Here is a 26743-nt window from a genome sequence, read left to right as displayed (position 1 = left end):
GGTGGTGTTGTCGGGCAGCCAGCCGCCGGAGTGAGAGCCGGTGGCCCAACCAGCCGAGGAACCCCGTGAGTGACACCCCATTCGGATTCGGCCTTCCGCCGGAGGAGCCGGACGACGGCGACGAGGGCAAGAAGAAGGACCAGCAGAGCGGTGGTGGTCAGGGACCGGCCAATCCGTTCGGTTTCGGGTCGCCCGGAGCCGGCGGCGCCGGCGCCGACAACCCGTTCGCAGCGATGTTCGGTTCCCTGAACCCCAGCGATCTGGGGGCCGCGTTCCAGCAGCTCGGCCAGATGCTCTCCTACGAGGGCGGGCCGGTGAACTGGGACATGGCCCAGCAGATCGCCCGCCAGACGGTCGCCCAGGGCGCACCGAACGGCACCAAGGACGCGAGCGTGGGCCCCGCCGAGCGTGCGGCGGTCCAGGAGGCCGTCCGGCTGGCCGACCTGTGGCTCGACGACGCGACGTCCCTGCCGTCGGGTGCGGGCACCGCCGTGGCCTGGAGCCGCGCGGAGTGGGTCGAGGCGACGCTGCCGGTGTGGAAGGACCTGGTGGACCCGGTCGCCGAACGCGTCGGCGCGGCCATGGGCGACGTCCTGCCGGAGGAGATGCAGGCGATGGCCGGTCCCCTCATCGGCATGATGCGCTCGATGGGCGGCGCCATGTTCGGCACGCAGATCGGGCAGGCCGTCGGCGTGCTCGCGGGCGAGGTCGTCGGCTCGACCGACATCGGCCTGCCGCTCGGCCCGGCCGGCAAAGCCGCGCTGCTGCCGCTCAACATCGAGGGCTTCGGCAAGGACCTGGGCGTGCCGATGGAGGAGGTGCGGCTGTACCTGGCCCTGCGCGAGGCCGCCCACCAGCGCCTTTTCGCCCATGTGCCGTGGCTGCGCTCGCACCTCTTCGGTGCCGTCGAGGGGTACGCGCGCGGGATCAAGGTCGACACCGCGAAGCTGGAGGACGTGGTCGGCCAGTTCGACCCGCAGAACCCCGAGGAGTTGCAGCAGGCGCTCCAGCAGGGCATGTTCCAGCCGGAGGACACCCCGGAGCAGAAGGCCGCCCTGGCCCGCCTGGAGACGGCGCTGGCGCTGGTCGAGGGCTGGGTGGACGCGGTGGTGCACGCGGCGGCCAAGCCTCGCCTGTCGTCGGCGGACGCGCTGCGCGAGACGCTGCGCAGGCGCCGCGCCTCGGGCGGCCCGGCCGAGCAGACGTTCGCCACGCTGATCGGTCTTCAGCTGCGTCCGCGCCGGCTGCGGGACGCCTCCCGGCTGTGGGCGTCGCTGACCGACGCACGCGGCGTGGACGGCCGGGACGCGCTGTGGGCGCACCCTGACATGCTGCCGAACGCCTCCGACCTGGACGACCCGGATGGTTTCGTCCACCACGAGCAGCTGGACTTCTCCGAGCTGGACAAGATGCTCGGCGAGGCGGCGCACAAGCCCGACGCGAAGCCCGACCTGAACAAGGACGACGGCGGCTCCGCGGACGCGACCGACGACAAGGGCGACAAGGGCGACAAGGGCAACGGCAAGGGCGAGAACGACAGCAAGGGCGACGGCGCCGAGTGAGCCTGCACGACGACGCGGTCCTGGTCCTCAAGGGCTACGAGGACCGGGACCCGGAGCAGGACGCGCTGCGCCGGCTCTACCTGGACCACCTCGCGGCTCATCCGGACGGCATGTGGAAGGCCTGCCGGGACGGGCATCTCACGGCGAGCGCCATGGTGATCGACCCCTCACGCGGGCGGGTCCTGCTGACCCTGCACCGGAAGCTGCGCATCTGGTTGCAGATGGGCGGCCACTGCGAGCCCGAGGACGCCTCCCTGGCGGCGTCCGCGCTGCGCGAGGCGACGGAGGAGTCCGGTATCGCGGGGCTGACGCTGCTGCCGGGCGGGCCGGTGCGGCTGGACCGGCACCACACGCCGTGCGCGTGGCACCTCGACGTGCAGTACGCGGCCCTCGCCCCCGAGGGGGCGGTCGAGGCGATCAGCGAGGAGTCGCTCGACCTGCGCTGGTTCCCGTACGACGCGGTGGCGGACGTGGCGGACGACTCGGTCGTCCGGCTGCTGGAGGCGACGCGGGCCGGACTCTGACGGCCGGGCACGAGTACCGGGCACAAGTACCAGGCACGAGTAAGGGGCGTCCGCCATGGCGGGCGCCCCTTACCGCTGTCTGCCGGGGTCAGCTCCAGACGTTGCCCTGGTTCTGCCCGCGCGCGCCCTGCTGGCCCATGCCGAACTGAGCGGCGAGCCCCTGGCCGATCACCGCGTTCTGCGGCGGCAGCAGCTCGCTGGGCTGGACGAGCGCGTAGCCGCTGCCCATGAAGCTGAGCTCCCAGCCCTCACCGGTGTTGCCGCGGCGCCGCCACACCCCCGAGGAGTGCGTCTGGGCCTGCATCTGCACGCGCAGCCCGGTGGACCAGGCGACGATGGCGTCGGCGTCGCAGTTGACGTACTTGTCGGGCGTGACCTGCATCATCAGCGGGGCGCCGGAGGTCATCAGGGCGACCTTGCCGTGTCCGGTGATGTTGAGCTGGTACTTGCCGGAGCCGGAGATGCCGTACTGGCTGTCGACGGCGATGACCTCGTGGTGCAGCGAGGAGTCCATGGCGAGGACGTAGGCGCTGTCGACGGTGAGGCCGTCCTGCTCGACGTCCACCAGGTGCACGTACTGGGCCAGGTTGGCGAGGTAGACGGTGCCCTGGCCGTGGCAGCGCATCAGGTCCAGGCCCTCGCCGGTGTGCGCACGCGCGCGCCGCCGACCGCCGTGCTGGTACTCGGCGTCGAACTCGACGAGCCCCTGGTAGGCGACCATCGTGCCCTTGCGGGCCAGGAGGTCGTCGTGCCCCTCCAGGACGACGCGCAGCAGTTGCGCATTCTGCAGGCTGTAGCGCTCCTGGCTCTGCTGGTCGTTGTGGGCGAAAAGAGAACTCTGCATGGTGTGTGTCGCTCCCCCTCAGCCCCGGATCCGGAGGCGGTCGGTGCTGTCCTCGCTGGGCTGCACCACGACGATGCCCTGCCCGGAGAACGCCATCTGATAGGCCTCGCCGCTGCCCCGCCCGATCAGCGAGGACGCCTTGAAGCTGCGCTTTCCCTTCACCTTGAGGTTCGGGGACCAGGCGACGAGCGCGTCGGGGTCGACGTACGTCTCGTCCTCGCCGCCGCCGCAGTCGACGACGATCGGGGTGCCCCGGGAGGTCAGCGCCACCCAGCCCTGCCCGGAGATCTTGGTGTTCCACAGGCCCTGCCCGGCGAACTTGGCGAGCCCCTTGACGCGTTCGACACCCCACGACAGGTGTGCGTCGAAGGCGAGCAGATTGGTGGCGTTGACGGAGATCGCGTCACCGTTGAGGTTGATGACGACGACGTCCGCGCCGTAGTCGGCGAGGTAGAGCAGTCCGTCGCCCGAGCACTTCATCAGGGGCGCGCCCTCGCCGGTGGCCCAGTCGCGGGCGATCTGCCGGACGGCCGGCGGGTTGGGCTCGTACTGGATGAATCCCTCGTAGGCGACCATCGAGCCCACGCGCGCGAGGAGGTCGCTTCCGCTCTGCATGGCGACCTTGAGCATGTGGCTGCCGTGGTTCTCCATGCGGGCGGTGACGGGTGCGGGGGCGTAGCCCGCGAGTGGCTGGTTCATGACGGGCTCCCCTAGACCTCGTACGGCTGGACGACGATGAAGTTGCCGGGCGCGCCGCGGAATTGCAGGTTGACGCTCTCGCCGGTGTCCCCGGGGTAGGCGTTGCGGCGCATCCGCACCTGGCTGGAGACGATCACCTGGGAGGCGGCGGACCAGGCGACGACCGCGTTGCAGTCGGCGAACGTGGTCGGGGTCACCGGGAGCACCACCGGCGTGCCGTGCGTCTTGACGACGAGGGTGCCCGTGCCCTGGAACTGCATGGTGAACAGCGCGCCGCCGGGGATGCCGTGGCCCTCGATGCGGCGGACCTCGTACTGGAGGGACTCGTCGAAGGCGAGGACGTTCTCCGCGGAGACGCAGATCGCGTCGCCCTGGAGCTCGACGGGGTGCAGATGGGCGGCGCCCTCGGCTAGGAACACCTGGCCCTGGCCGGTGCAGCGCATGAGCTGCATCTCCTGGCCGGTGGCGTTGCCCACGATGCGGCCGGCGAAGCCCGCGCCCTTGTAGCCGAAGTCGACCTTGCCCTGGTACAGCACCATGCTGCCCTGGCGGGCGAGCACGGGCTGGCCGCCGACGCCGAGGTCGACGCGGACGAGCTTCTTGTTCTGCTGCGTCCAGCGCTGACCGGTGGGGGCCTCGCGGTACGCCTGGAGCGCGGCGGTGACGCCCGCGCCGCCCTGTGGGGCGCCCGTGGGCATGCCGTAGGGGGCGGGCGCGCCGGGGGCGCCCGGGGCTCCGGGCTGGCCGGGGATCTGGCCGTAGCCGGGCGGCGCCTGCGGGGGCTGCCCGTAGCCGGGGGGCGCGGGCGGGCCCTGCTGGCCGTAGCCGGGCGGCATCGGGGCCGACGGGGCGGGCGGCTGCTGACCGTAGCCGGGCGGCGGGCCGGGAGGACCGGGCGGCTGCGCGTACGGGGCGGGGGCGGGAGGCGGCACCGTGCCGGCGGGCGGAGTGTTCAGCGGCGCGACGATGGTCGGCGCGGCGTGCACCGGGGGCGCGGGCGCCGGGGCGGGCGGTGGCGTGCCGCCGCCCTGGGGCGGTGCGAAGCCCTGCGGTACGGGCTGCGGCGCGGGGGCCGGGGGCGGAACGGGGGCCGGTGCGGGTGCTGGGGGCTGCGGTGCCGCCGGGGCGGCGGGGGCGCCGAAGGCCGGGGGTGCGGCGGCCTGGGGCGGCGGGGCGAAGCCGGGGGCGGCGCCGGACTGCGGCTGCTGCTGCTGCGAGGCCGGCTCCTCCTCGTCGAGCACCTCGCCGCCGAAGTTCTTCAGCAGCGCGTCGAGTCCGCCGTCGAAGCCCTGGCCGACGGCCGCGAACCGCCAGACGTCCTTGAGGTAGAAGTCGCCGAGCATGACGGCCCGCTCCGTACTGAACTCGGAGCCGCTGAACGGGTAGCGGGCGACCTCCTCGCCGCCCGCGACGATGCGCAGATAGCCGGGGCCGATCTGCGACATCTGGCCGCCGCCGTCGAGTGTCGCGGTGAACGACAGTTTCTGGATCTGCGGCGGGATCCGGTCCAGCGTCACCCGGAAGGACTCCGTGTCGCCCGCCTGGGCGCCGAGCAGCTGAATGGACTCCTCGGGCGTCTTCGGCTGGTTGAAGAAGACGAAGTACCGATCGTCCGAGAGCCGCTCGTCGGCGTCGAGCCCGAAGCAGCTGATGTCGAACGTCAGTCCGGGACCGGCGATCTGCACGCCCACGTACAGATCCGTTCCCGCGGTGAGGTCACTGATCCTGGCCTTGTGGCCGCGTTGGAATTCCCTGGCCATGCGTAACGACCGTCCCCCATCCCGAGTGCGAGTGCGTCGCGCCAGGCTAACGGCAAAGTCCGACATCGGAGGAAGCCGGTACAGACCCGGTACACAACCGGGCCCGGGTCCGGAACTGTCCGCCGGACGCCGCGGAACCGCCGCGCGGCTATGCGCCCGGCGGTTCGGGCTGGTGCGGCAGCCGTCCGGCGGCCGCGACCCCCTCGAGGTAGCCGCGGGCCCGCTCCGTACGCGGATAGGCCTCCAGGAGCCGCCAGAAACGGGGCCCGTGCCCGGGGACCAGCAGATGCGCGAGTTCGTGCAGGAGGACGTAGTCGACGACGTACTCGGGCATGTCCCGCAGGCGGTGCGAGAGGCGGATGCTGCCCTCGGCGGGGGTGCAGGAGCCCCAGCGGGTGTTCTGGTTGGTGACCCAGCGGACGCTGGTGGGCCGGGCCCGGCCCTCGAAGTACTGCACCGACAGCCGCTCGGCGCGTTCGGCCAGTTCGGCGTCGCCCAGTCTGCGCCTGCTCTCCTGGGCGGCCAGTTTGTCGAGCATGACGGTGACCCAGCGCTGTTCCTCCGCCTCGGACATCCGGGCGGGGATGAGCACGACGGTGCGATCGCCCTCGCGGTACGCGGAGACCGTTCGGCGCCGTCGCGCGCTTCTGCGCACCTCGATCGCGCTCGTCGCCGGGCCGCCCAGCGGCGGGCTCGTCGTGCTGCGCGGTGGTTCGGCTGCGCGGTGCGGTGGATCGGCGGGCACGCCCAGACGTTACCCGCTGCGCGGGGAGGAAGTCCTCCTTCCGGACGCGGTTGGCGAGTGGCCCGGACTCGCCCACGCAACCGGTACGACTTATAGGACCTGTACGACGAATGCCCGCGCCTGTGGACAACTCGGGGCACGGTCCGCCGCCGGCGCGGCATGCTGGCACTCGTCGATGAACACCCGACGACACGACTACGGGGGACTGTGATGCATCCGATGGTGAAGCCCGCGCTGCGGCGCGGCTGGCGTGATCTGAACACCGTGCAGTTCGGGATGGCTCCCGCGCACGCCATGGTGGTGGGACCGGTGGACACGGCGACGGGCAGTCTGCTCGGCCTGCTCGACGGCACCCGGGGGCTGCCCCTGTTGCGGGACGAGAGCCGGCGGATGGGTCTGCCGGACGGCCATGTGGACACGCTCGTGGCACGGCTCTCGGCGTCGGGCCTGCTGGACGACGCGACGGGCGGCGGCCCGGAGGGTGCCGAGCTGCGGGGGAAGAAGGAGGTCCTGGACCGGCTCCGGCCCGACCTCGCCTCCCTGTCGCTCGTCGCCCGCGAGCCGGGCGCCGGGCTGAGCCGGCTCGCCGCCCGCCGGTCGCTGCGGGTGCAGGTCAGAGGGGCCGGACGGGTCGGCGTCGTTCTGGCCTCGCTACTGGCGGGCGCGGGGGTGGGTGAGGTGGAGGTGCGGGACATCGGGCGGGTCGAGCCGTGGGACGTGGCGCCGGGCGGGCTGCCGGCAGAGTCGGTCGGCGAACGCCGGGACGAGGCGGCCCGGCGGGCGGTGCGCCGGGCGGCGCCCGACCGGCCCCGGGGTCGCCGGCCCACCGCCGCAGGCACCGGCGGTGCGGCCGACCCCGGTCTGCACCTGGTGGTTCTCGCCCCGCGCGACGGGCTCGCCGTCCACGCCCCGGACCCGGCCGCCGCCGAGCCGCTGCTCGCCTCCGGGACTCCTCATATGTACGCGGGTGTCGTCGAGGGCACGGGCGTGGTCGGACCGCTGGTCCTGCCCGGGGAGACCGCCTGCGCGGGCTGTCTGGACCGGGACCGGTCCGACCGGGACGAGACCTGGCCGCGGCTGGTCGCCCAGTGGCGCTCGGGACGCCCGCGTCCCGGGCAGGCATGCGACCTGGCACTGGCGGCCACGGTCGCCTCGCTCGCCGCCGGACACGCGCTGGCCTTCCTCGACGGCCAGTCCCCGGCGAGCGCCGGCGCCCGCTGGGAGGCCTCGGTGCCGCGGCTCGACTGGCACGCGCGCCCGGTGTGGGGTCACCCCGAGTGCCCCTGCGGCGCGGCGCGGAAGGGCGACGGGGAGACGGCGGAGAAAGGTAACAGGGCACGGGCCGCGGAGGACGGCGGAGCACGCGCGACAATGGCGGTGCGGCAGCCGTCGACGGAGATGTCCCGCAAGGCACCCGCGACACGGTTGTCCAGGACTTGGAGGGCGCATGTCTGATCTTCCCCGCAAGGCGGTCACCCGGACCGCCAAGCTCGCCGCGCTCCCGCTCGGCTTCGCCGGACGGGCGACCTGGGGACTTGGCAAACGGATCGTCGGCGAGTCGGCGGAGCTCGTGGGCCGTGAGCTCCAGCAGCGCACCGCGGACCAGCTGTTCAAGGTCCTCGGCGAGCTCAAGGGCGGCGCCATGAAGTTCGGGCAGGCCCTGTCCGTCTTCGAGTCGGCCCTGCCCGAGGAGGTCGCCGGGCCCTACCGTGCCGCGCTCACGAAGCTCCAGGAGGCGGCCCCTCCGATGCCGACGCGCACCGTCCACGCCGTGCTGACGGAACGGCTGGGCGAGGGCTGGCAGGAACTGTTCCTGGAGTTCGAGGACAAGCCGTCCGCGGCCGCGTCCATCGGCCAGGTGCACCGGGCGGTGTGGCACGACGGCCGCGAGGTGGCGGTCAAGGTGCAGTACCCGGGCGCGGGCGACGCGCTGCTCTCCGATCTGAACCAGCTCAGCCGGTTCGCCCGGCTGCTCGGTCCGCTGGTCCCGGGCATGGACATCAAGCCGCTGATCACCGAATTGCGCGACCGGGTCTCCGAGGAACTGGACTACGACCTGGAGGCGGCGGCACAGCAGGCGCACGCGGAGGAGTTCGCGGACGACCCGGACGTGGTGGTGCCGGCGGTGGTGCACCAGTGCGAGCAGGTGCTGGTGACCGAGTGGATGGACGGGACACCGCTGTCGGAGATCATCTCCAACGGCACCCAGGAGCAGCGCGACCGCGCCGGCCAGCTGCTGGCCCGCTTCCTCTTCTCCGGACCGGCCCGCACCGGTCTCCTCCACGCCGACCCGCACCCGGGCAACTTCCGGCTGCTGCCCGGCGGGCCGGACGGCGAGGACGACTGGCGGCTCGGCGTTCTGGACTTCGGCACGGTCGACCGGCTCCCCGGGGGCCTGCCGGCACCGATAGGCCGCTCGCTGCGGAGGACACTCGAGGGCGACGCCGACTTCGTCTACACGCATCTGCGGGAGGAAGGCTTCGTCAGGGAGTCCATCGATCTGGACCCTGACGCGGTCCTGGACTACCTCCTGCCGATCATCGAACCCGCCAGGGTCGAGGAGTTCACCTTCACCCGCGGCTGGATGCGCAGTCAGGCGGCCCGGGTGGCGGACCCCCGCTCCCCCGCCTACCAACTGGGCAAGAAGCTCAACCTGCCCCCGTCCTACCTGCTGATCCACCGGGTCACCCTCAGCACGATCGGCGTGCTGTGCCAGCTGGGCGCGACGGTACGGCTGCGCGAGGAACTGGAACAGTGGCTGCCGGGCTTCGCCATCGAGGAGGACGCGGACGACCTGGTGGAGCCGGAAGAAGTCACGGAAGAGTTCACGGAGGCCGACGAAGCCGTGGACGACGAGGCCGACGAGGCCGTGGACGACGAGGAGAGCGAGGCGGTACAGCTCCCCGGACAGCAGAAGGCCGGGGACGAACTCGGTGACGGCTCCGGGGAACGGTCGGCGGCACAGGCCTGACCGGGCGGGCACGACCGGTCAAGCCTGTCCGGTCAGGCCTGTGCCGCCGGTCCGCCCGGCGGGCGCGGGGTGCGTGCGGGGTACGGGAACGGGACCGGGGGCCGGTCCTGGTGGACCGGCCCCCGGGTGGAGTCACCGTCGGCGACGTCGGTGTCGGCGGCGGCTGTCGTGGGTCACTGCATCACGGCCATGGCCAGCGCGCGGCGGGCGCGCAGCGACGCGCGCTCGGCCCGGCGCTGCATCCGGCGGGCCACCGCCAGGCGCACGGCCCGGCGTTCCCGCTCGGCCTCGCGCAGTCGGTCGTGCATATGCGCACGAGCCAGGGCTTCTGGGATGAGTTGCATCTCGCGGGTCCTGTTCTGGCGCGAGTCGTTCGCACCGGTGGTGGTGACGTCTTCGATCGCGGAGCCGGTCGGCTCGCTGGTGGACGGCTTCATCGGGGCCTGCTTCGTGGGGTCGAGCGTGAGGGGACGGTTGATCGTGCCGGGGGTGTTCATGCCGTGACCGGGTTCTTGCGCGGGCGGCCACGCGGCCGCTTCCGGGCGACGACGACGCCCTGGACGAACAGTTCGCCACCCCAGACGCCCCAGGGCTCGCGGCGCTCCTTGGCGCCGGCGAGGCAGGCGTCGACGAGCGGGCAGGTACGGCAGAGCGACTTGGCGTACTCGACGTCCGCCGGGGACTCGGCGAAGAAGACCTCCGGGTCGTACGAGCGGCAGGGGACGGGCACACCGAGGTTCTCGATGGCGTCGTCGAGCGCGGTGAGCGCGGTGAGCGGAGTCAAGGTGGAGTCCTCCGGAAGGACGGGCTTGGGGATCGTGTCGGAAGGCGGTACGGACGGGACGTGCGCTTCGAGTTGCACGGTTCGTCTTCCTCGTCTGGTCGGTCCGGCCCTGTGGGGCCGGGTGGCGGCTGGTACCGGGTCTTTTCTTGTTCCGAGGTCCTTCGGCTGCCGGTCCCGGTACGGGACAAACAGAAGGGCCGCGGATCCCGGTTGGGTTCCGCGGCCCTGAAGGCGCCTGCCTGATCGGCGATCAGGCTGGATCACTCCAGGGTTCAGGCCCGCGGAAGGCCCACATCAGGTGGTGCTGCGTCGTCTGCTTCCGGAATCCGGCACCGGCGGCGGCAAAGGCATAGGCATGCGCCTGTGCCACTACTGCTTCCAGTGCCTTGGTCGGTCGCTCATCGCGCTCACGGACGGGAAGGCCCGAGAGAGGCAGGGAGGACACCGGACGGTCGGCACGAATGCCGGACACACCGGTGCCCAGGTTCGAGACGCCCTGCGTGCACGCGGAGACGGCCGAGCGATCGGTCATTTTGGCGGTGCTGACGAAGCTGCTGTTGATGCTGATCACTGAACTCGCCTCCCTTCGGCGTCTCTGGGACCGGCGGTGAGCCGATCCGTTCGGATGTGCAAGTACAACACGGAATCAGGGCCTTGGAGAAGGCCGCCGTCCCCGTGGCTTAGAACCTATGGGGATTCCCCGGGCATGCGCAAACTATTTTTTCGACGAGTTGGCCTCAAACTTCCCCCTCGCCCTCCCCAACCTCCTGGCCTGCGCAGATGGCCAGCACGTCGGCTCCGTACCGCTTGTACTTCCGCATGCCGACGCCGGGAATCCGTGCCAGCTCCTCCGGCTCCTCGGGCACGGTCTCGGCGATCGCCATGAGCGTCCTGTCGGTGAAGACGCAGAAGGCCGGCTGTCCGCTGCGCCCCGCCTGCACGGCCCGCCACTCCCGCAGCCGCTCGTACAGCCCCTGGTCCATGTCGGAGGGGCAGTCCTCGCAGCGCATCAGCTTCATCTCTCCGGCCTCGGTCAGGGTGCGTCCGCAGACCTTGCAGCGAGCCACCGTCCGACGGGTGCGGCGGGCGGCGGGCACGGCACCCGGCGCGGCGCCGCGGGCGGCGGACCCGAATCCGCGCTCCACTCCCCCGGCGCCTCCCGCGCCGCCACTCCTGCTTCCCGCCGCGGTCGAGCCGGGGCGCAGTCCGTCGAGGAACCGGCTGGGACGGCGGTTGGGGCGCCCGCCGGGCGAGCGGGAGAGCGCCCAGGAGACGAAGAGACGTTCCCGCGCACGGGTGACGCCGACGTAGAGAAGCCGGCGCTCCTCCTCCACCTGCTCGTCGGTCCTGGCGTAGCTGATCGGCATCATGCCCTCGGCGACACCGACCAGGAAGACGACGTCCCACTCCAGTCCCTTGGCGGAGTGCAGTGAGGCGAGGGTGACGCCCTGCACCGTGGGGGCGTGCTGGGCGCCGGCCCGTTCGTCCAGTTCGGCGACGAGGTCGGCGAGGGTGACGGCCGGTCCGGCGGCGGCGAAGTCACGGGCGAGGTGCACCAGCGCGGCCAGTGACTCCCAGCGTTCCCTGACCGCGCCGGAGCCGGCCGGTGGTTCTCCGGTCCAGCCCTCGCCGGAGAGCACGGCCCGCACCTGGGAGGGCAGGTCGTCCGCGTCGTCGAGCCGGGAGTCGTTGGCCCCGAAACGGGCGGCGGCGCGCAGGGCGTGGATCGCTCTGCGCACCTCGGGCCGGTCGAAGAAGCGCTCGGCGCCGCGCAGCTGGTAGGGGATCCCTGCGTCGGCCAGCGCCTGTTCGTACGTCTCGGACTGGGAGTTGGTGCGGAAAAGGATCGCGATCTCCGCCGCGGGGACCCCGGAGTCCAGCAGTGCGCGCACGTGACGGGCGGCGCCCTCGGCCTCGGAGGGCTCGTCGGCGTAGTCGGCGTAGGAGGGCTCGGGTCCCGCGGGGCGTTGCGAGACGAGCTCCAGGCGGTGGTCGGCGGCGCGGCCGCGGGCCTGGGAGAGCAGTCCGTTGGCGAGGTGGACCACCTGGGGTGTGGAGCGGTAGTCGCGGACCAGCTTGACGACGGTGGCCCCGGGGTGGCGGACCCGGAAGTCGAGCAGGTGGTCGGGGGTGGCGCCGGTGAAGGAGTAGATCGTCTGGCTGGCGTCGCCGACGACGCAGAGGTCGTCGCGGTCGCCGAGCCACAGTTCCAGCAGGCGCTGCTGGAGCGGGCTGACGTCCTGGTACTCGTCGACCACGAAGTGCTGGTACTGGGCGCGGACCTGCTCGGCGACGTCCCGCCGGTCCTGGAGGATGCCGACGGTGAGCAGCAGCACGTCCTCGAAGTCGATGACGGCGCGGTCGCGCTTGATCTCCTCGTAGGCCTCGTAGAGCTTGGCGATCTCGGCGGGGTCGCGGGGGGTTGCGCGGGAGGCTTTGGCGGCCGTCGCGGCGTAGTCGCCGGGGACGGTCTGGGTGACCTTGGACCACTCGATCTCGGCGGTGACGTCCCGCAGCTCGTTGCGGTCGAGGCGGATGCGGGAGGCGGCGGCCGCGTCCGCGACGAGCTGGATCTTGCGGTCGACGATCCGGGGCAGGGGGCCGCCGACCGCCTTCGGCCAGAAGTACTGCAACTGGCGCAGGGCCGCGGAGTGGAACGTGCGGGCCTGGACGCCTGCGGCGCCGAGCTGGCGCAGCCGGCCGCGCATCTCGCCCGCGGCGCGGTTGGTGAAGGTGACGGCGAGCACGCTGGAGGGCTGGAGGATGCCGGCGCGCACCCCGTAGGCGATGCGGTGGGTGATCGCCCGCGTCTTGCCCGTCCCGGCCCCGGCCAGCACGCACACCGGGCCGTGCAGGGCCGTGGCCACGGCGCGCTGCTCGGGGTCGAGCCCGTCGAGCACGGCGTCCGGGGAGTCCGGTACCCGTGGGAAGAGGGGGGAATGCGTTGCTGCTGTCACCCCGCCATGCTGCCAGGTCGGCGGGGACGGATGCGGCGGGTTGTCCACAGGGAGGCACCTGTAGTCGTACTAATACCGTCCGTTCTCGCGTCGGCGGCGCAAGCGGCCGCGCCCGGGGAATGACGGAACCTTGACATGCGTTCAAGAGGTCAGTGATCACGCATCCCGCTCATTGACGAGAGAAGGAGCACGGACCGACATGTCGGGCACTGTGACGATGTACAGCACCACGTGGTGCGGCTACTGCCGTCGGCTGAAGAGCCAGATGGACCGTGAAGGCATCTCGTACGACGAGATCAACATCGAGCAGGACCCGCGGTCCGCGGCGTTCGTGGAGAAGGTGAACGACGGCAATCAGACGGTTCCGACCGTCCTGGTCGTCTCCCCCTCCGGCTCCGAGACCGTGATGACCAACCCGTCCCTGGCCCAGGTCAAGCAGGCCATGGCCGCCTGACGCCCGCCCCCCTTTTCACACGAAGGCCCCCGCAGGTGCGGGGGCCTTCGCACGTCGTCGTCCGGTCGCGGTCTCCCGCCTCAGACGGCCCTGGTCGGCAGCGGCTTGCCGTACCAGAGTTCGATCAGGCGGGCCGCGATCGAGATGCCGTACGGCGGAAGGACCTCGCCGGACTCGAAGCCGGCCCGCAGGTCCTCGCGGGAGAACCAGCGCGCCTCGTGGATCTCATCGCCGTCGACGTTGATGTCGGTGTCGGTGGCCTGGGCCATGAACCCGAGCATGAGGCTGGAGGGGAAGGGCCAGGGCTGGCTGGCGACGTACTGGACCTCGCCGACGGTGATGCCGGCCTCCTCGAAGACCTCCCGGCGCACGGACTGCTCGATGGACTCCCCCGGCTCGACGAATCCGGCGAGCGTGGAGAAGCGTCCCTCGGGCCAGTGCACCTGGCGGCCGAGCAGGATGCGGTCCTGGTCGTCCGTGACCGCCATGATCACGGCGGGGTCGGTGCGCGGGTAGTGCTCGGCACCGCACGCGGGGCAGCGGCGGATGTGGCCGGCCGCCGCGATCACCGTGCGTTCGCCGCAGCGGGAGCAGTAGCGGTGCAGACGCTGCCAGTTCTCCAGGGCGACCGCGTGCACCATCAGGCCCGCGTCGCGCGGGGACAGCAGCAGCCCGGCCTCGCGCAGCCCGGCGGGGCGTGCGGACTGGTCGAAGCGGCCCGGCAGCGCGTCCTTCTGGAGGGCGAAGTAGCTCACCCCGTCGTCGTCCGTGCCGAGGAAGTAGCGGTGCGCCTCGGTCAGCGGGGCCTCGAAGGACGGCGTCATGACCAGTTCGGTCCTGCCGTCCTCCGTCTCGTCGATGAGGACCTGGCCGCCGGAGACCACGAAGCAGCGCGTCGAGGGGTGGCTCCAGGCCGCCGCGAGCCATGCCTCGTCGAGCCGGTGGTGGGCGGCCCGGTCGACGCCGCTCGGGGCGGTGAGCGAGACGGGCCGGTCGCGGTCGGCGGTGTGGTCGGTCCAGGTGGTCACAGGTGCTTCCAACTCCCCCAGTGCAGCGGTGGATTCGGTGGGCGGTTCAACGGGACGTACGGCGGGAGGCGACCGGATCCGGCGGGTTCGGGGTGTCCGGGGCGGTTCCTCCAGTGTGCCGCGCCCGTGGGCGGGGGCGGCGGCCGGTCCGCCCTGCGGGACGCTCAGCGCTCATGGCGCCAGTTCTCCCCGAGGTCGCTCCACAGGTGGGCGCCGGTCTCGGCGCCCTTGAGGAGCAGGTCCAGCTCGACCTTCTCGTTCGGTGCGTGCCAGCCGTCGGAGGGCACGGAGATGCCGAGGAACAGCACCGGGGCGCCGAGCACCTCCTGGAGGTCGGCGGCGGGGCCGGAGCCGCCCTCCCGGGTGTACCGGACCGGCCGGCCGAAGGCCCGGCCCATCGCCCGTACGACCGACTGGAGCGCCGGGTGGTCCAGTGGGGTCAGGCACGGGCGGGTGGCGGGGCCGAAGGTGATCTCGCAGCGGATCCCGGCGGGCACCTGGTCGGCGGCCCAGGCGCGCACCGCCTTCTCGATGTGGTCGGGGTCCTGCCCGGCGACCAGCCGGAACGACAGCTTGACCCGCGCAGAGGAGGGGACGACGGTCTTGCTCCCGGGGCCCTGGTAGCCCCCGCCGATGCCGTTGACCTCGGCGGTGGGGCGGGCCCAGACGCGCTCCAGGGTGGTGTAGCCGGCCTCTCCGTGGGTGGCCGTGGATCTCGCGGTGCGCAGCCACCGCTCCTCGTCGAAGGGCAGATCGGCGAAGAGGGCGCGCTCGCGGTCGGTGAGTCCGGCCACACCGTCGTAGAAGCCGGGGACCGCCACGCGCGCGTGCTCGTCGTGCAGCGCGGCGACCAGGCGGGCGACGGCGGTGGCCGGATTGGGGACCGCGCCGCCGAACGAGCCGGAGTGGATGTCCTGGTCGGGGCCGTGCAGGACGATCTCGCACTCGGCGAGGCCGCGCATGCCCGTGCAGACCGTGGGGGTGTCCTCGGACCACATGCCGGTGTCGGAAATGATCACGGCGTCGGCGGCGAGCCGGCCGGCGTTCTTCTCCACGAGGGCGCGGAAGTGCGGGGAGCCGGATTCCTCCTCGCCCTCGATCAGCAGTTTGAGGTGGACGGCGGGGGTTTCCCGCCCGGTGGCGGCCAGGTGCGCGCGGACGCCCAGTGTGTGGAAGAACACCTGCCCCTTGTCGTCGGCAGCTCCGCGCGCGTACAGGCGGTCGCCGCGGATCTCCGGCGCGAAGGGGTCGCCGTCCCAGCCGTCCTCACGGGCGGCGGGCTGCACGTCGTGATGGCCGTAGACGAGCACGGTGGGCGCCCGCGGGTCCTCACAGGGCCACTCGGCGAAGACGGCGGGGGCGCCGGGGGTGGGCCACACCTCGGCGGTCGGGAAGCCGGTCTCCGCCAGCCGGGCGGCGAGCCACTCGGCACTGCGCCGTACGTCCGGGGCGTGCTCGGGCTGCGCGGACACCGACGGGATGCGCAGCCACTCGACGAGGTCGTCGAGGAAGGCGGCGCGGTGACGGTCGATGTACGTGCGGACGGCGCTGTCCGGGGTGGTGCTCATACCCACGAGCCTATCGGCCTGGACCGACATCCCCTCCCGGCGGTTCGCCGGTGGGCGGCGGGACACCATCGGTGATCGTTTCGGGTTCGCCGATGATCATTGCGGTGCCGCCGTCGAACGACCCGTCGTCCCCGGCCGACGGCGAGGGCTCCGCGTCGGTCCGTCCGCCGGCCCGTTCGTCGGCCTCTTCGGCGCCGAGGAGCCGCTCCAGTTCGGCACGGCCGGGCAGATTCCGCGGCCGTACGACCTCGCCGCCGCGCACGTACACGAACGCGGCCGTGACCCGCTCCAGGGGCACGCCCTGCTGCTCGGCCCAGGCCACCCGGTACACGGCCAGCTGCAACGGGTCGGCGGTGGGCGCCCGGTTGGTCTTCCAGTCGACGATCTCGTACGTCGCCGCGTCGCCCTCGCCGTCGCGGTAGACGGCGTCGATGCGGCCCCGTACGACACGTCCGGCGATGCCCAGCTGGAAGGGGGCCTCCACGCGGTACGGGGTGCGGTGGGCGTAGGGCGTGCGCGCGAAGGCGTCCTTGAGGGCCTCCAGGTCGCGCTCGTCGGCGATCTCCGCCTCGGTGCCGGGCAGCTCCTCGGGTTCCAGCATCGGCAGTCGCAGGGCCTCGAACCGGGTTTCGATCCAGGCGTGGAACCGGGTGCCCCGGCGGGCGGCCGGCTGCGGGGGGCGGGGCATGGGTCGGGCGAGTTCCTGCGCGAGACCGTCCGGGTCGGCGGCCAGTCTCATCAGCTGTGAGGCGCTGAGCGTGGCCGGGAGGACGACCTCGGTGACGCGCGCGCGGGACCGCAGCAGCTCCCCGGTGAGCGCGTCGAGGTCGCGGTCCCAGGAGGCGAGCGTGCGGACCTCCTCGGGGGTCAGCGGATCACCACCGGCGGCGTCGCCCGGACGGGACCGGGGCACCCGCTCCGGGTCCGCCGACGACTCGGGGGCCGGTGCCTGGTGCGGCACGACGGGACGGTCGGCCGTCCACGCGTCCCAGTCGGAGGTGTCGGGGCCGGTGCCCTCCTCGGGGATCGGCTCGTCGTAGGGCGGCTCGTAAGGGGGCTCGTCGTCCGGCGGGTCGTAGGGCGGCTCGTCGTCCGGCGGATCGTAGGGCGGCTCGTCGTCCGGCGGCGGCCAGTCCGGGTCCTCGTAGGACGAGGGGGACGGGGAAGGCGCGTGCGCGGCCCCGGGGCGGGCGGCCGCTGCCTCGGGGTGCGTGAGCGCGCGGTCCAGGTGTGCCAGTACGGTCTCGGCGGCGGCCCGGCGGCGGGCCAGCGCCGCCTCGTCCAGCGGGAGCGGCCAGGCCTGGTCGGCGGCGGCCGCGAGCAGGGCGGGGTTCTCCTCGTCCTCGGCCGGCGGTTCCGCCCAGGCCTCGATCTCGCCGTGCCCGGCGGCGCAGTGCTCGTACAGGGCCGTGAGGAAGTCCGAGGGCCCGCGGGGCTTCTTCTGGGACGGGCCCCACCAGTGACCGGAGCCGAGCAGCAGCGACCGGGGGCGGGTGAAGGTGACGTAGCCGAGGCGCAGTTCCTCGGTGTGCTGGTGCTCCTTCATCGCCTCGTGGAAGGCGCGCAGCCCCCGGGAGTCCCACGAGCCGACCTCGGGGAGCGTGTCGGCGTCGCCGCGCAGCGGATGCGGCAGCACCTTGCCCTGGGCGGTCCACTTCTCACGCCCCTGGGTGCTCGGGAAAGTGCCGGTGACCAGTCCGGGGACGGCCACGACGTCCCACTCCAGGCCCTTGGACTTGTGGGCGGTGAGCACCTTGACGGTGTTCTCGCCGCCGGGCAGCGCGTTGTCCAGGCCCTTCTCGTACTGGGCGGCGGTGCGCAGGAACCCCAGGAAGGCCAGCAGGCTCGCCTCGGGTTCGTTGGCGGCGAAGGAGGCGGCGACGTCCAGGAAGTTGGCCAGGGTCTCGCGGCGGCGGGCGGCCAGCGCGTGCGGGGAGGCGGACAGCTCGACTTCCAGGCCGGTGACGGCGAGCACGCGGTGCAGCACGTCCATCAGCGGGTCGGCGAGCGAGCGGCGCAGGTCGCGCAGTTCGGCGGCGAGCCGCGCGAACCGTACGCGGGCGTCGGACGAGAACGGCAGTCCGTCGTCCTCGTGCTCCGCCTCCAGGGGCAGCTCCAGAAAGGTGTCGAGGGCGTCCGCGAGCGAGATCACCTCGGTGGGGTCGACGCCCTCGACCGCTGCGGCCAGGCGCACATCGGGGTCGTCGTCGGCCACGCGCGCGTGGGACACGAGAAGGCGGGCGCGCCGCCCCAGCAGGGCCAGGTCGCGCGGGCCGATGCGCCAGCGCGGGCCGGTGAGCAGGCGGACCAGGGAGGCGTTGGCGCCCGGGTCCTGGAGCACCTCGCAGACGGCGACCAGGTCGGCGACCTCGGGCAGGTGCAGCAGCCCGGACAGGCCGACCACCTCCACGGGCACGTCACGGGCGACGAGGGCGGCCTGGATCTCGGCGAAGTCGCCGGCCGTGCGGCACAGGACCGCGATCTCGCCGGGTTCCTTGCCGGTGCGCACCAGGTGGGCGATCGCGTCGGCGATCCAGTCGATCTCCTCGGCGTGGGTGCGCAGCAGGGCGCAGCGGACCTGGCCGTCGCGTTCGGCGCCCGGTGCCGGGCGCAGCGCCTGCACGCCCGCGTGCATGGCCCGCAGGGGCGCGGCGAGGCCGTTGGCGAGGTCGAGGAGGCGGCCGCCGCTGCGCCGGTTCTCGCTGAGCGCCTGGCGCGTGGCGGGGCGGCCGTCGGCACGCGGGAAGTGCTCGGGGAAGTCGTCCAGGTTGGCGACGGAGGCGCCGCGCCAGCCGTAGATCGCCTGGCAGGGGTCGCCGACGGCGGTGACGGGGTGGCCGGTGCCGCCGCCGAAGAGCCCGGAGAGCAGGACCCGCTGGGCGACGGAGGTGTCCTGGTACTCGTCGAGGAGCACCACGCGGAACTCGTCCCGCAGGATCCGGCCGACCTCGGGCAGGCCGGCCAGGGCGGCGGAGAGGGCGATCTGGTCGCCGAAGTCGAGCAGGTCCCGCTCGCGTTTGGCGGCGCGGTAGCGGGCGACCAGTCCGGCCAGGGAGCGGCGGGCGGCGGCCGCCTCGGGGACCTTGCGCAGATCGGCGTTGCCGAGCCGGACGCCCTCCAGGGTGTCCAGCAGCCCGGTGTCGTACGCCTGGACGTCCTCGGGCCGCACCAGGTGCTCGGCGAGTTCGGAGTCCAGCGCGAGGAGATCGCCGACCAGGTCGGGGAAGGACCGGGTCAGGGCGGGGTAGGGGCCGGGCGCCTCGCGGAGCACGCGGGCGGCGAGCTGGTAGCGGGTGGCGTCGGCGAGCAGGCGGGAGGTCGGTTCCAGGCCGATGCGCAGCCCGTGGTCGGTGAGCAGCCGGCCGGCGAAGGCGTGGTACGTGGAGATCAGCGGTTCGCCGGGCGGGTTGTCCGGGTCGATCGCGTCGGGGTCGGTGACGCCGGCCCTGACCAGGGCCTTGCGGACGCGTTCGGCGAGTTCGCCCGCGGCCTTGTTGGTGAACGTCAGCCCGAGCACCTGTTCGGGGGCGACCTGGCCGGTACCGACCAGCCACACCACGCGGGCGGCCATCACCGTGGTCTTGCCCGAGCCGGCTCCGGCCACGATCACCTGCGGGGCGGGCGGTGCGGTGATGCAGGCCGTCTGCTCCGGGGTGAACGGGATGCCGAGGAGCTCCTTGAGCTGCTCGGGGTCGGTGAGAGGGGCGGGCATGGAACGAGGCTAACGGCGGCCACTGACAACGAAGGCCGCGGCCGGCCCTCGGGGCGGCAGAAGCGCAGGTCGGCACGGGTGGTGCCGTCCGTCACGCAGGCAACCGGGGCCTCACTCCACCACGTGCCGTCCCTCCGGGCGGGCGCTGCACGAGGCCCGGAAGGCGCAGTGCGCGCAGTGCTGCCCGGCCGTCGGCGAGAACCGTTCGTCGAGGACCTTGCCGGCGGCGGTGGCCAGCAGCTCGCCGACCCACTGCCCTTCCAGGGGCTCCTGGGACTGCACCTTGGGCAGGGTCTCGCCGCCGTCCTTCCTGGCGGCGCCCTGGCGGAGGTGGACGAGTTCGGCGCCACCCGGCTCCGGGCGGGTGCCGTCGAACACGTCGTCGACCGCGCCCTCGCGGACGGCGAGCTGGTAGACGGCGAGCTGGGGGTGGCGGGCGACCTCGGCGGCGCTGGGCGCCTGTTTGCCGGTCTTGAAGTCGACGACGTAGGCGCGGCCCTCGCCGTCCGTCTCGACGCGGTCCATGCTGCCGCGGATGCGCACCTCGTAGTCACCGGCCTCCAGGGTGACGTCGAAGTCCTGTTCGCTGGCGACCGCGGTCCGGCCGGCCCGCACTCCGCCCGAGTCGATGTGCCACGTCAGGAAGCGTTCGAGCGCCACGCGCGCGTGGGCCTTCTCCTGGTCCGACTTCCAGGGGGCGTCGAAGGCGAGCGCGTTCCACACCGAGTCCAGCCGTTCCATCAGCACCTCCAGGTCGGCGGGGGTGCGGCCGGAGGCGACCTCGTCGGCGAGGACGTGCACCACGTTGCCGAAGCCCTGGGCGGCGGTGGCGGGCGCGTCGGCCTTCACCTCGCGGCCCAGGAACCACTGGAGGGCGCAGGTGCGGGCGAGCTGGTCAAGGGCGCTCCCGGAGAGCGCGACGGGCTTGTCCCGGTCGCGCAGCGGCACCTTGCTCTCGGTCGGCTCGAACATGCCCCACCAGCGGTAGGGATGCGCGGAGGGGACCAGCGGGCGGCCGTCCTCGTCGGTGAGCGCGGCGAGCCGGGCCAGGCGCCGGGCGGCGGCCTCCCGCAGCGCCGGGGAGGTCTCGGGGTCGACGGTGGTGGCGCGCAGTTCGGCGACGAGCGCGGAGACCGACAGCGGGCGGCGGGGGCGGCCGGTGACGTCCCGGGGCTCGACGCCGAGCTCGGCGAGGAAGCGGGAGGGCTGGTCACCGTCGTCGGCGGGCGCCTTCACGGCGGTGACGACGAGGCGCTCCTTCGCGCGCGTGGCGGCCACGTAGAACAGCCGTCGCTCCTCCGCGAGGAGCGCGCCCTGACTGAGCGGTTCGGCGAGCCCGTCGCGGCCGATGCGGTCGGCCTCCAGCAGGGAGCCGCGGCGGCGCAGGTCGGGCCACAGCCCCTCCTGGACGCCGGCGACGACCACCAGGTGCCATTCCAGGCCCTTGGAGCGGTGAGCGGTCATCAGGCGGACGGCGTCGGGGCGCACCGCCCTGCGGGTGAGCGTGTCGGCGGCGATGTCCTGGGCCTCGATCTCCTCCAGGAAGTTCAGGGCGCCGCGTCCGCCGACGCGCTCCTCCGCGCGCGCGGCGGTCGCGAACAGGGCGCACACAGCGTCCAGGTCGCGGTCGGCGTTGCGGCCGGCCGCGCCGCCGCGCCGCGAGGACCGCTCCAGGCGTTGCGGCCAGGGGGTGCCGTTCCACAGCTCCCAGAGGGCTTCCTCGGCGGTCCCCCCGCCCGCGAGGCGCTCACGGGTCCGCCGCAGCAGCGCGCCCAGGCGCTGCGCCCCGCGCGCGTACGCCGGGTCGTGCGCCACCAGGCGCTCCGGCTCGGCCAGGGCCCGTGTGAGCAGGTCGTCGGACGGCGGTGGCACGGGGCTGCCGGCGGCGCGCTCCTCCTCGCGCAGCGCGCGGCCGAGGCGGCGCAGGTCGGCGGCGTCCATGCCGGCCAGAGGCGAGGCGAGCAGAGTGAGCGCGGTCTCGGTGTCGAGCCAGCAGCCGGCCGCGGCGTCCTGCTCGTTCTCGGCGCCTTCCGCGTCCGTTTCGTCCGCCCCGTCACCGTCCGCCGCCTCCGCGCGGGCGACCGCCCTGAGGGCCGTCAGCAGGGGGGCCACCGCGGGCTCGTGGCGCAGCGGGAGGTCGTCGCCGTCGACGTCGAGGGGGACTCCGGCGGCGGTGAGGGCGCGGCGGACGCCCGGGACACTGCGGGCGCCGGCGCGGACCAGGACGGCCATCTCGCCCCACGGGACGCCGTCCTCCAGGTGGGCGCGGCGCAGGATGTCGGCGATGTTGTCCAGCTCCGTGCCGGCCGTGGGGTAGGTGCGGACCTCGACGCGGCCGCCCTCGCGCGCCGCCGTCAGTTCCCGGTGGGCGCGCACCTTCTCGGCCGGGAGACGGGTCAGGGGCATCCGCCGGGTGAGCAGGCGGGTGGCGGCGAGCAGGGCCGCGCCGGACCTGCGGGACGTCGTCAGGACCCGGACCGGGGCCGGGGCGCCGTCCGCGCGCGCGAAGGCGTCGGGGAACTGAAGGATGCCGCCCACATCGGCGCCCCGGAAGGCGTAGATCGACTGATCCGGGTCGCCGAACGCCACCAGGGTGCGGCCGCCGCCGGCGAGCGCGTGCAGGAGCCGTACCTGGGCCGGGTCGGTGTCCTGGTACTCGTCCACGTAGACGGCGTCGTACTGGGCGGCGAGCTGCTCGGCGACCTCGGGGCGGCGGGCGAGGAGCACCGCGCGGTGGACGAGTTCCGCGTAGTCGACGACGCCCTGGAGGTCGAGGACGTCCAGGTACTCGGCGAGGAAGGCGGAGGCGGCCAGCCAGTCGGGGCGGCCGATGCGGCGGGCGAACGCCTCCAGGGCGGCGGGGTCGAGGCCGAGCTCGCGGCTGCGGGCCAGGACCGCGCGGACCTCGTCGGCGAACCCCCTGGTGGTGAGGCAGGCGCGCAGGTCGTCGGGCCAGCGCACATGGGCGAGGCCGAGCTTTTCCAGGCCGGGCTGGCCGGCCAGCAGCTCGCGCACGGTGACGTCCTGTTCGGGGCCGGACAGCAGCCGCAGCGGTTCCACGAACAGGCCGCTGTCCTGGTGGGCGCGGACCAGGGCGTAGCCGAAGGAGTGGAACGTGGTGGCCCGGGGCGCCCGTTCCGCGCCGATCCGCAGCGCCATGCGGTCGCGCAGTTCGACGGCCGCCTTGCGGCTGAACGTCAGCACCAGAATGCGCTCCGGGTCCGTGCCGCGGGCGATCCGGGCGGCCACGGACTCCACCAGCGTGGTCGTCTTGCCGGTGCCGGGGCCCGCGAGGACGAGGAGGGGGCCGGCGCCGTGGTCAACCACGGCACGCTGACCGGCGTCCAGACGAGGGGGAGCCGGCCGGGCCGGCGGGGTACGGACCAGTCGGTAAGCGCCACGGTTCCCCTGCCGCGCCGGGGGGTGCGGCAGGCGCCTGGTGGAGGAAGAGGAGCTCACGTGGTTCGCCGGTCCTGGTGCTGGTACGAGTGGGCGGGGTGCCGCGCGTGGCGGGCGGGGGCCGTGGGGTGAGGGCGGCGCGTGCCGCCGACGCTACGCCGGTGACACCGCCGGAAGAACGCCTTCCGGTCGTTCCCGGCCGCCTCCGCGGGCACAGGGACCGCATGCGTTCCTCACCGCACGAACGTACGTCATGTCCCGCAAGTGCCCTCTGTCCCCCGTACGGGGCACGGGTCGCACGCCGCCTCGGCCGGCGCCGGCGGGCATCAGGCCCGCCCCGGTGCGTGCCCGGTGCCGTCCCAGCGCGCCCGGGCCATGTCGAGGCGGGGCACATGCCCCTCGGCGGCCCGGCCGGCCTCCTTCAGGGGCGTGCCCTCCTCCCGGTAGTGGCCGAGGGCTCTCAGCTCGCTTCCCGGCAGCAGCACGCCGTCGGCGCGCACGACTCGCCACCAGGGGACCGCGCCCCCGTACAGGGCCATCACCCGGCCGACCTGGCGCGGCCCGCCGTCCTCGAGCCACTCCGCGACGTCCCCGTACGTCATCACGCGCCCCGGCGGGATCAGCTCGGCGACCTCGAGGACCCGCTCCGCGTACTCCGGCACGGCACCCGCCGGAAGGCTCTCCTCGCTCATCCGTCCCATCCTGCACGACGCCACCGACAATGGGAGACGGGGCGGCCGGGGCCGTCCCTCGCTCCCGAGGGGAGCGTCGGGCAGACTGTGCGCTCCCGCATGTGCACCCTGATGACCCCGTATGTCGGACGGGCATGCCACCATCGTGCGGGCGGTGACAGGTGATACGAGACCAAGAAGAGACGATGAGACAGCAGGGTGTGCATTCCGAGAGCGCGGAGGGCACCTCTGAGGCGTCGTCGCGCCCGGACACCGCCGCGCCGGACGACAGCGGGCCGGACAACGGCGAGCACGACCACGAGACGGACGCCCCCGAGGCGTCCGGCGCGGGACCGGAACCGGCCGAAGAGATCTACAACGACGAGGTGGAGGGCGACGAACCGCTGCTCCCCGCGCGCGTGCACCGTCCCTCGGACCTCATGCGGCTGGGGGTGGGGCTCCTCGCGGTCGTCGTCCTGCTGATGATCGCGGCCTTCGCGCACGGCACCACCTCGGGGCTCGAACAGGACATCAACAAGGGCACCGGACAGGCCCCCGACCTGCTGATCAAGCTCGCCGGCCTGGCGTCGAGCATCGCGATCCTGCTGGTCCCGGTCGCCTTCGCGATCGAACGGCTGATCAAACGCGACGGGCTGCGTATCGCCGACGGCGTGCTGGCCGCCGTCCTCGCGCACGGGGTGACGCTCGCCACCGACCTGTGGGTCGCCCAGGCGGCCCCCCACTCCATCCAGGAGGCGCTCACCCAGCCCTCCCCCAGTGACACGCACGCCCTGACCGACCCGGTGCACGGCTACCTCGCCCCCGTCATCGCCTATATGACGGCCGTCGGGATGTCCCGCAGGCCTCGCTGGCGGGCCGTGCTGTGGGTGGTGCTGCTCCTGGACGCGTTCTCGATGCTCGTCACGGGCTACACCACCCCCTTCTCGATCATCCTGACGGTGCTGATCGGCTGGAGCGTCGCCTACGGCACGCTGTACGCCGTCGGCTCCCCGAACGTGCGTCCCACCGGCCGGACGCTGATGGCGGGGCTGCGCACGGTCGGGTTCCATCCGCTGACGGCGGCCCGCGAGGATTTCCCGGACAGCCCGGAGAACAGCGACCGCGGCCGGCGTTACTTCGTCACCCTGGAGGACGGCCCGCCGCTCGACGTCACGGTCGTCGACCGGGAGCAGCAGGCCCAGGGGTTCTTCTACCGGGCCTGGCGGCGGCTGACGCTGCGCGGCATCACCACCCGGAGCAGTCTGCAGTCGCTGCGCCAGGCGCTGGAGCAGGAGGCCCTGCTGGCCTATGCGGCCATCGCGGCCGGAGCCAACGCGCCGAAGCTGATCGCCACCTCCGAGCTGGGTCCCGACGCCGTGATGCTGGTCTACGAGCACACCGGCGGCCGCACCCTGGACTCGCTGGACGACCCCCGGATCACCGACGGACTGATGCACGACACCTGGCAGCAGGTGCGTTCCTTGCAGTCGCGCCGGATCGCGCACCGCAGACTGGCGGGCGACGCCGTCCTGGTCGACCGCTCCGGCACGGTCATCCTGACCGATCTGCGCGGCGGGGAGATCGCGGCCGGCGACCTGGTGCTGCGCATGGACATCGCGCAGCTGCTGACCACGTTCGGGCTGCGGGTCGGCGCGGAGCGCGCGGTCGCCGCGGCCGTGGAGGTTCTCGGCCCCGACGCGGTCGCCGACTGTCTGCCGATGCTCCAGCCGATCGCGCTGACCCGCGCCACGCGCGCGACGCTGCGCAGACTCGGCCGGGAGCGGGCGGAACGCGAGCGTGAGGCCGTCCTGGAGGCGTACCGGCAGTCCAGGCCCGCCCGGGACGAGCACCCCGAGCCGCCGGCCGGGGAGGCCGCCGAACGGACCGGCAGCACCGCCGTCCGGCTGGACAAGGGCGAGCGGCCCGACAAGAAGGCCGTGCGGGCCGAGCAGCGGGCGCAGAAACGGGCGATCGACGACGCCCTGGAGGAGGTGCGCGAGGAGGATCTACTCAGCCAGATCCGCCATCAGGTGCTGCGGATCCGCCCGCAGGCCCCGGTGGAGCCGGTCCGCCTGGAGCGGGTGCGGCCGCGCACGCTCATCAGCTTCATCGCGGGCGCCATCGGCGCGTACTTCCTGCTCACGCAGCTCACCCACATCGAGTTCGACACACTGTTCGAGAGCGCGCAGTGGGGCTGGGTCGCCGCTGCCGTGGGCTTCTCGGCGCTGAGCTATGTCGCCGCCGCGATGAGCCTGCTGGGGTTCGTGCCGGAGCGGGTGCCGTTCCCGCGGACCGTGGCCGCGCAGGTGGCCGGCTCCTTCGTCAAGATCGTCGCACCGGCCGCGGTCGGCGGTGTCGCGCTCAACACCCGGTTCTTGCAGCGGGCGGGGGTGCGGCCGGGGTTGGCGGTGGCCAGTGTGGGCGCCTCCCAGCTGTTCGGGCTGGGCTGCCACATCCTGATGCTGCTGTCGTTCGGGTATCTCACCGGCACCGAGAAGACGCCGTCGCTCTCCCCGTCCCGGACCGTCATCGCGGGCCTGCTGACGGTCGCGGTGCTGGTGCTCGTGGTCACGTCGGTGCCGTTCCTGCGGAAGTTCGTGGTCACGCGGGTGCGGTCGCTGTTCGCGGGCGTCGTGCCGCGCATGCTGGACGTGTTGCAGCGGCCGCAGAAGCTGATCACGGGCATCGGCGGGATGCTGCTGCTGACCGCCTGCTTCGTGATGTGCCTGGACGCGTCGATCCGCGCGTTCGGCGACGGTTCGACCTCGCTGAGCATCGCCAGCGTCGCGGTCGTCTTCCTCGCCGGCAATGCGCTGGGCTCCGCCGCGCCGACCCCGGGCGGTGTGGGCGCGGTGGAGGCGACGCTGACGGTCGGCCTGATCGCCGTCGGCCTGCCGAAGGAGGTCGCGGCCCCCGCGGTGCTGCTCTACCGGCTGCTGACGCTGTGGCTGCCGGTGCTGCCGGGCTGGCTGTTCTTCAACCACCTCACCCGCCGGGAAGCGCTGTAGGAAAGGCCGGGACCGTCCCGGTTCCCGCTACCTCAATCCCGGAAAGCCGCAGGTCAG

At 73.3% G+C, this 26743-nt stretch carries 19 protein-coding genes; 6 read left to right on the top strand and 13 right to left on the bottom strand.

The genetic code is table 11. The features are described 5' to 3' along the window. Positions 1 to 65 precede the first annotated feature (65 nt). Both IO29_RS11890 and IO29_RS11885 read left to right on the top strand, forming a co-directional pair. Positions 66 to 1562, top strand: coding sequence for a zinc-dependent metalloprotease (locus tag IO29_RS11890; protein ID WP_030379346.1), 1497 nt, complete (start codon positions 66 to 68; stop codon positions 1560 to 1562). Continuing rightward, positions 1559 to 2086 (top strand): NUDIX hydrolase, encoded by a 528-nt coding sequence (locus IO29_RS11885; RefSeq protein ID WP_030379345.1) that lies wholly within the window; start codon positions 1559 to 1561, stop codon positions 2084 to 2086. The genes IO29_RS11890 and IO29_RS11885 overlap by 4 nt, the downstream gene beginning before the upstream one ends. 88 nt (positions 2087 to 2174) lie before the next feature. Here IO29_RS11885 and IO29_RS11880 read toward each other — a convergent pair whose 3' ends face one another. The 4 genes from IO29_RS11880 to IO29_RS11865 all read right to left on the bottom strand — a co-directional run bounded on the left by IO29_RS11880 (position 2175) and on the right by IO29_RS11865 (position 6134). Further along, entirely contained in the window at positions 2175 to 2930 is a 756-nt protein-coding gene (locus IO29_RS11880) for an AIM24 family protein (RefSeq protein WP_030379344.1), read from the bottom strand. Between the two features lie 18 nt (positions 2931 to 2948). Further along, positions 2949 to 3629, bottom strand: a complete 681-nt coding sequence (locus IO29_RS11875; protein WP_030379343.1) for an AIM24 family protein — start codon at positions 3627 to 3629, stop codon at positions 2949 to 2951. An 11-nt stretch (positions 3630 to 3640) separates the two neighbouring features. Then, complete coding sequence (locus tag IO29_RS11870; protein ID WP_030379342.1) at positions 3641 to 5389, bottom strand: TerD family protein; 1749 nt, start codon at positions 5387 to 5389, stop codon at positions 3641 to 3643. Positions 5390 to 5537: 148 nt separating this feature from the next. Further along, complete coding sequence (locus IO29_RS11865; RefSeq protein ID WP_030379341.1) at positions 5538 to 6134, bottom strand: M48 metallopeptidase family protein; 597 nt, start codon at positions 6132 to 6134, stop codon at positions 5538 to 5540. A 210-nt stretch (positions 6135 to 6344) separates the two neighbouring features. Here IO29_RS11865 and IO29_RS11860 point away from each other — a divergent pair, with 210 nt between their 5' ends. Together IO29_RS11860 and IO29_RS11855 are read left to right on the top strand one after the other, a co-directional pair. Further along, positions 6345 to 7589, top strand: coding sequence for a TOMM precursor leader peptide-binding protein (locus IO29_RS11860; RefSeq protein ID WP_030379340.1), 1245 nt, complete (start codon positions 6345 to 6347; stop codon positions 7587 to 7589). Continuing rightward, entirely contained in the window at positions 7582 to 9105 is a 1524-nt protein-coding gene (locus IO29_RS11855; protein ID WP_051707536.1) for an ABC1 kinase family protein, read from the top strand. The genes IO29_RS11860 and IO29_RS11855 overlap by 8 nt, the downstream gene beginning before the upstream one ends. 173 nt (positions 9106 to 9278) lie before the next feature. Here IO29_RS11855 and IO29_RS11850 read toward each other — a convergent pair whose 3' ends face one another. The 4 genes from IO29_RS11850 to IO29_RS11840 all read right to left on the bottom strand — a co-directional run bounded on the left by IO29_RS11850 (position 9279) and on the right by IO29_RS11840 (position 12846). Then, entirely contained in the window at positions 9279 to 9602 is a 324-nt protein-coding gene (locus IO29_RS11850) for a hypothetical protein (protein ID WP_030379338.1), read from the bottom strand. Further along, positions 9599 to 9967: a WhiB family transcriptional regulator gene (locus tag IO29_RS11845; RefSeq protein WP_030379337.1), complete on the bottom strand. Its 369-nt coding sequence runs from the start codon at positions 9965 to 9967 to the stop codon at positions 9599 to 9601. Before IO29_RS11845 ends, IO29_RS11850 begins: the two co-directional genes overlap by 4 nt. 172 nt (positions 9968 to 10139) lie before the next feature. Continuing rightward, positions 10140 to 10460 carry a hypothetical protein gene (locus tag IO29_RS36525; protein WP_078618228.1) on the bottom strand — a complete coding sequence of 107 codons (321 nt, stop codon included), beginning with the start codon at positions 10458 to 10460 and terminating at the stop codon, positions 10140 to 10142. Positions 10461 to 10626: 166 nt separating this feature from the next. Further along, a complete protein-coding gene (locus IO29_RS11840; protein ID WP_078618233.1) occupies positions 10627 to 12846 on the bottom strand; it encodes an ATP-dependent DNA helicase UvrD2 in 2220 nt (739 codons plus the stop codon). 199 nt (positions 12847 to 13045) lie between these two features. Between IO29_RS11840 and IO29_RS11835 the strand changes: the two genes are divergently transcribed. After that, positions 13046 to 13300 (top strand): mycoredoxin, encoded by a 255-nt coding sequence (locus IO29_RS11835; RefSeq protein WP_030379335.1) that lies wholly within the window; start codon positions 13046 to 13048, stop codon positions 13298 to 13300. Positions 13301 to 13380: 80 nt separating this feature from the next. Here the strand turns inward: IO29_RS11835 and nudC are convergent, their stop codons facing one another. From nudC to IO29_RS11810, 5 genes are all read right to left on the bottom strand, one after another. Next, a complete protein-coding gene (gene nudC, locus IO29_RS11830; RefSeq protein WP_030379334.1) occupies positions 13381 to 14328 on the bottom strand; it encodes an NAD(+) diphosphatase in 948 nt (315 codons plus the stop codon). A 164-nt stretch (positions 14329 to 14492) separates the two neighbouring features. Beyond that, positions 14493 to 15896 (bottom strand): dipeptidase, encoded by a 1404-nt coding sequence (locus tag IO29_RS11825; RefSeq protein WP_030379333.1) that lies wholly within the window; start codon positions 15894 to 15896, stop codon positions 14493 to 14495. Between the two features lie 10 nt (positions 15897 to 15906). After that, positions 15907 to 19608 (bottom strand): ATP-dependent helicase, encoded by a 3702-nt coding sequence (locus IO29_RS11820; protein WP_030379332.1) that lies wholly within the window; start codon positions 19606 to 19608, stop codon positions 15907 to 15909. A gap of 111 nt (positions 19609 to 19719) precedes the next feature. Beyond that, the gene (locus IO29_RS11815) at positions 19720 to 23067 is read right to left on the bottom strand and encodes an ATP-dependent helicase (RefSeq protein ID WP_078618226.1); all 3348 of its coding nucleotides are present in this window, start codon (positions 23065 to 23067) and stop codon (positions 19720 to 19722) included. Positions 23068 to 23333: 266 nt separating this feature from the next. Continuing rightward, a complete protein-coding gene (locus IO29_RS11810) occupies positions 23334 to 23699 on the bottom strand; it encodes an MGMT family protein (protein WP_030379330.1) in 366 nt (121 codons plus the stop codon). A gap of 185 nt (positions 23700 to 23884) precedes the next feature. Here IO29_RS11810 and IO29_RS11805 point away from each other — a divergent pair, with 185 nt between their 5' ends. Beyond that, the gene (locus IO29_RS11805; protein WP_030379329.1) at positions 23885 to 26686 is read left to right on the top strand and encodes a lysylphosphatidylglycerol synthase transmembrane domain-containing protein; all 2802 of its coding nucleotides are present in this window, start codon (positions 23885 to 23887) and stop codon (positions 26684 to 26686) included. Positions 26687 to 26743 lie beyond the last annotated feature (57 nt).

It is taken from the genome of Streptomyces sp. NRRL F-6676 (assembly GCF_000725625.1).
In the GTDB taxonomy this organism is placed as follows: Bacteria; Actinomycetota; Actinomycetes; order Streptomycetales; family Streptomycetaceae; genus Streptomyces.
This window is presented reverse-complemented; position numbering and strand designations above follow the sequence as displayed.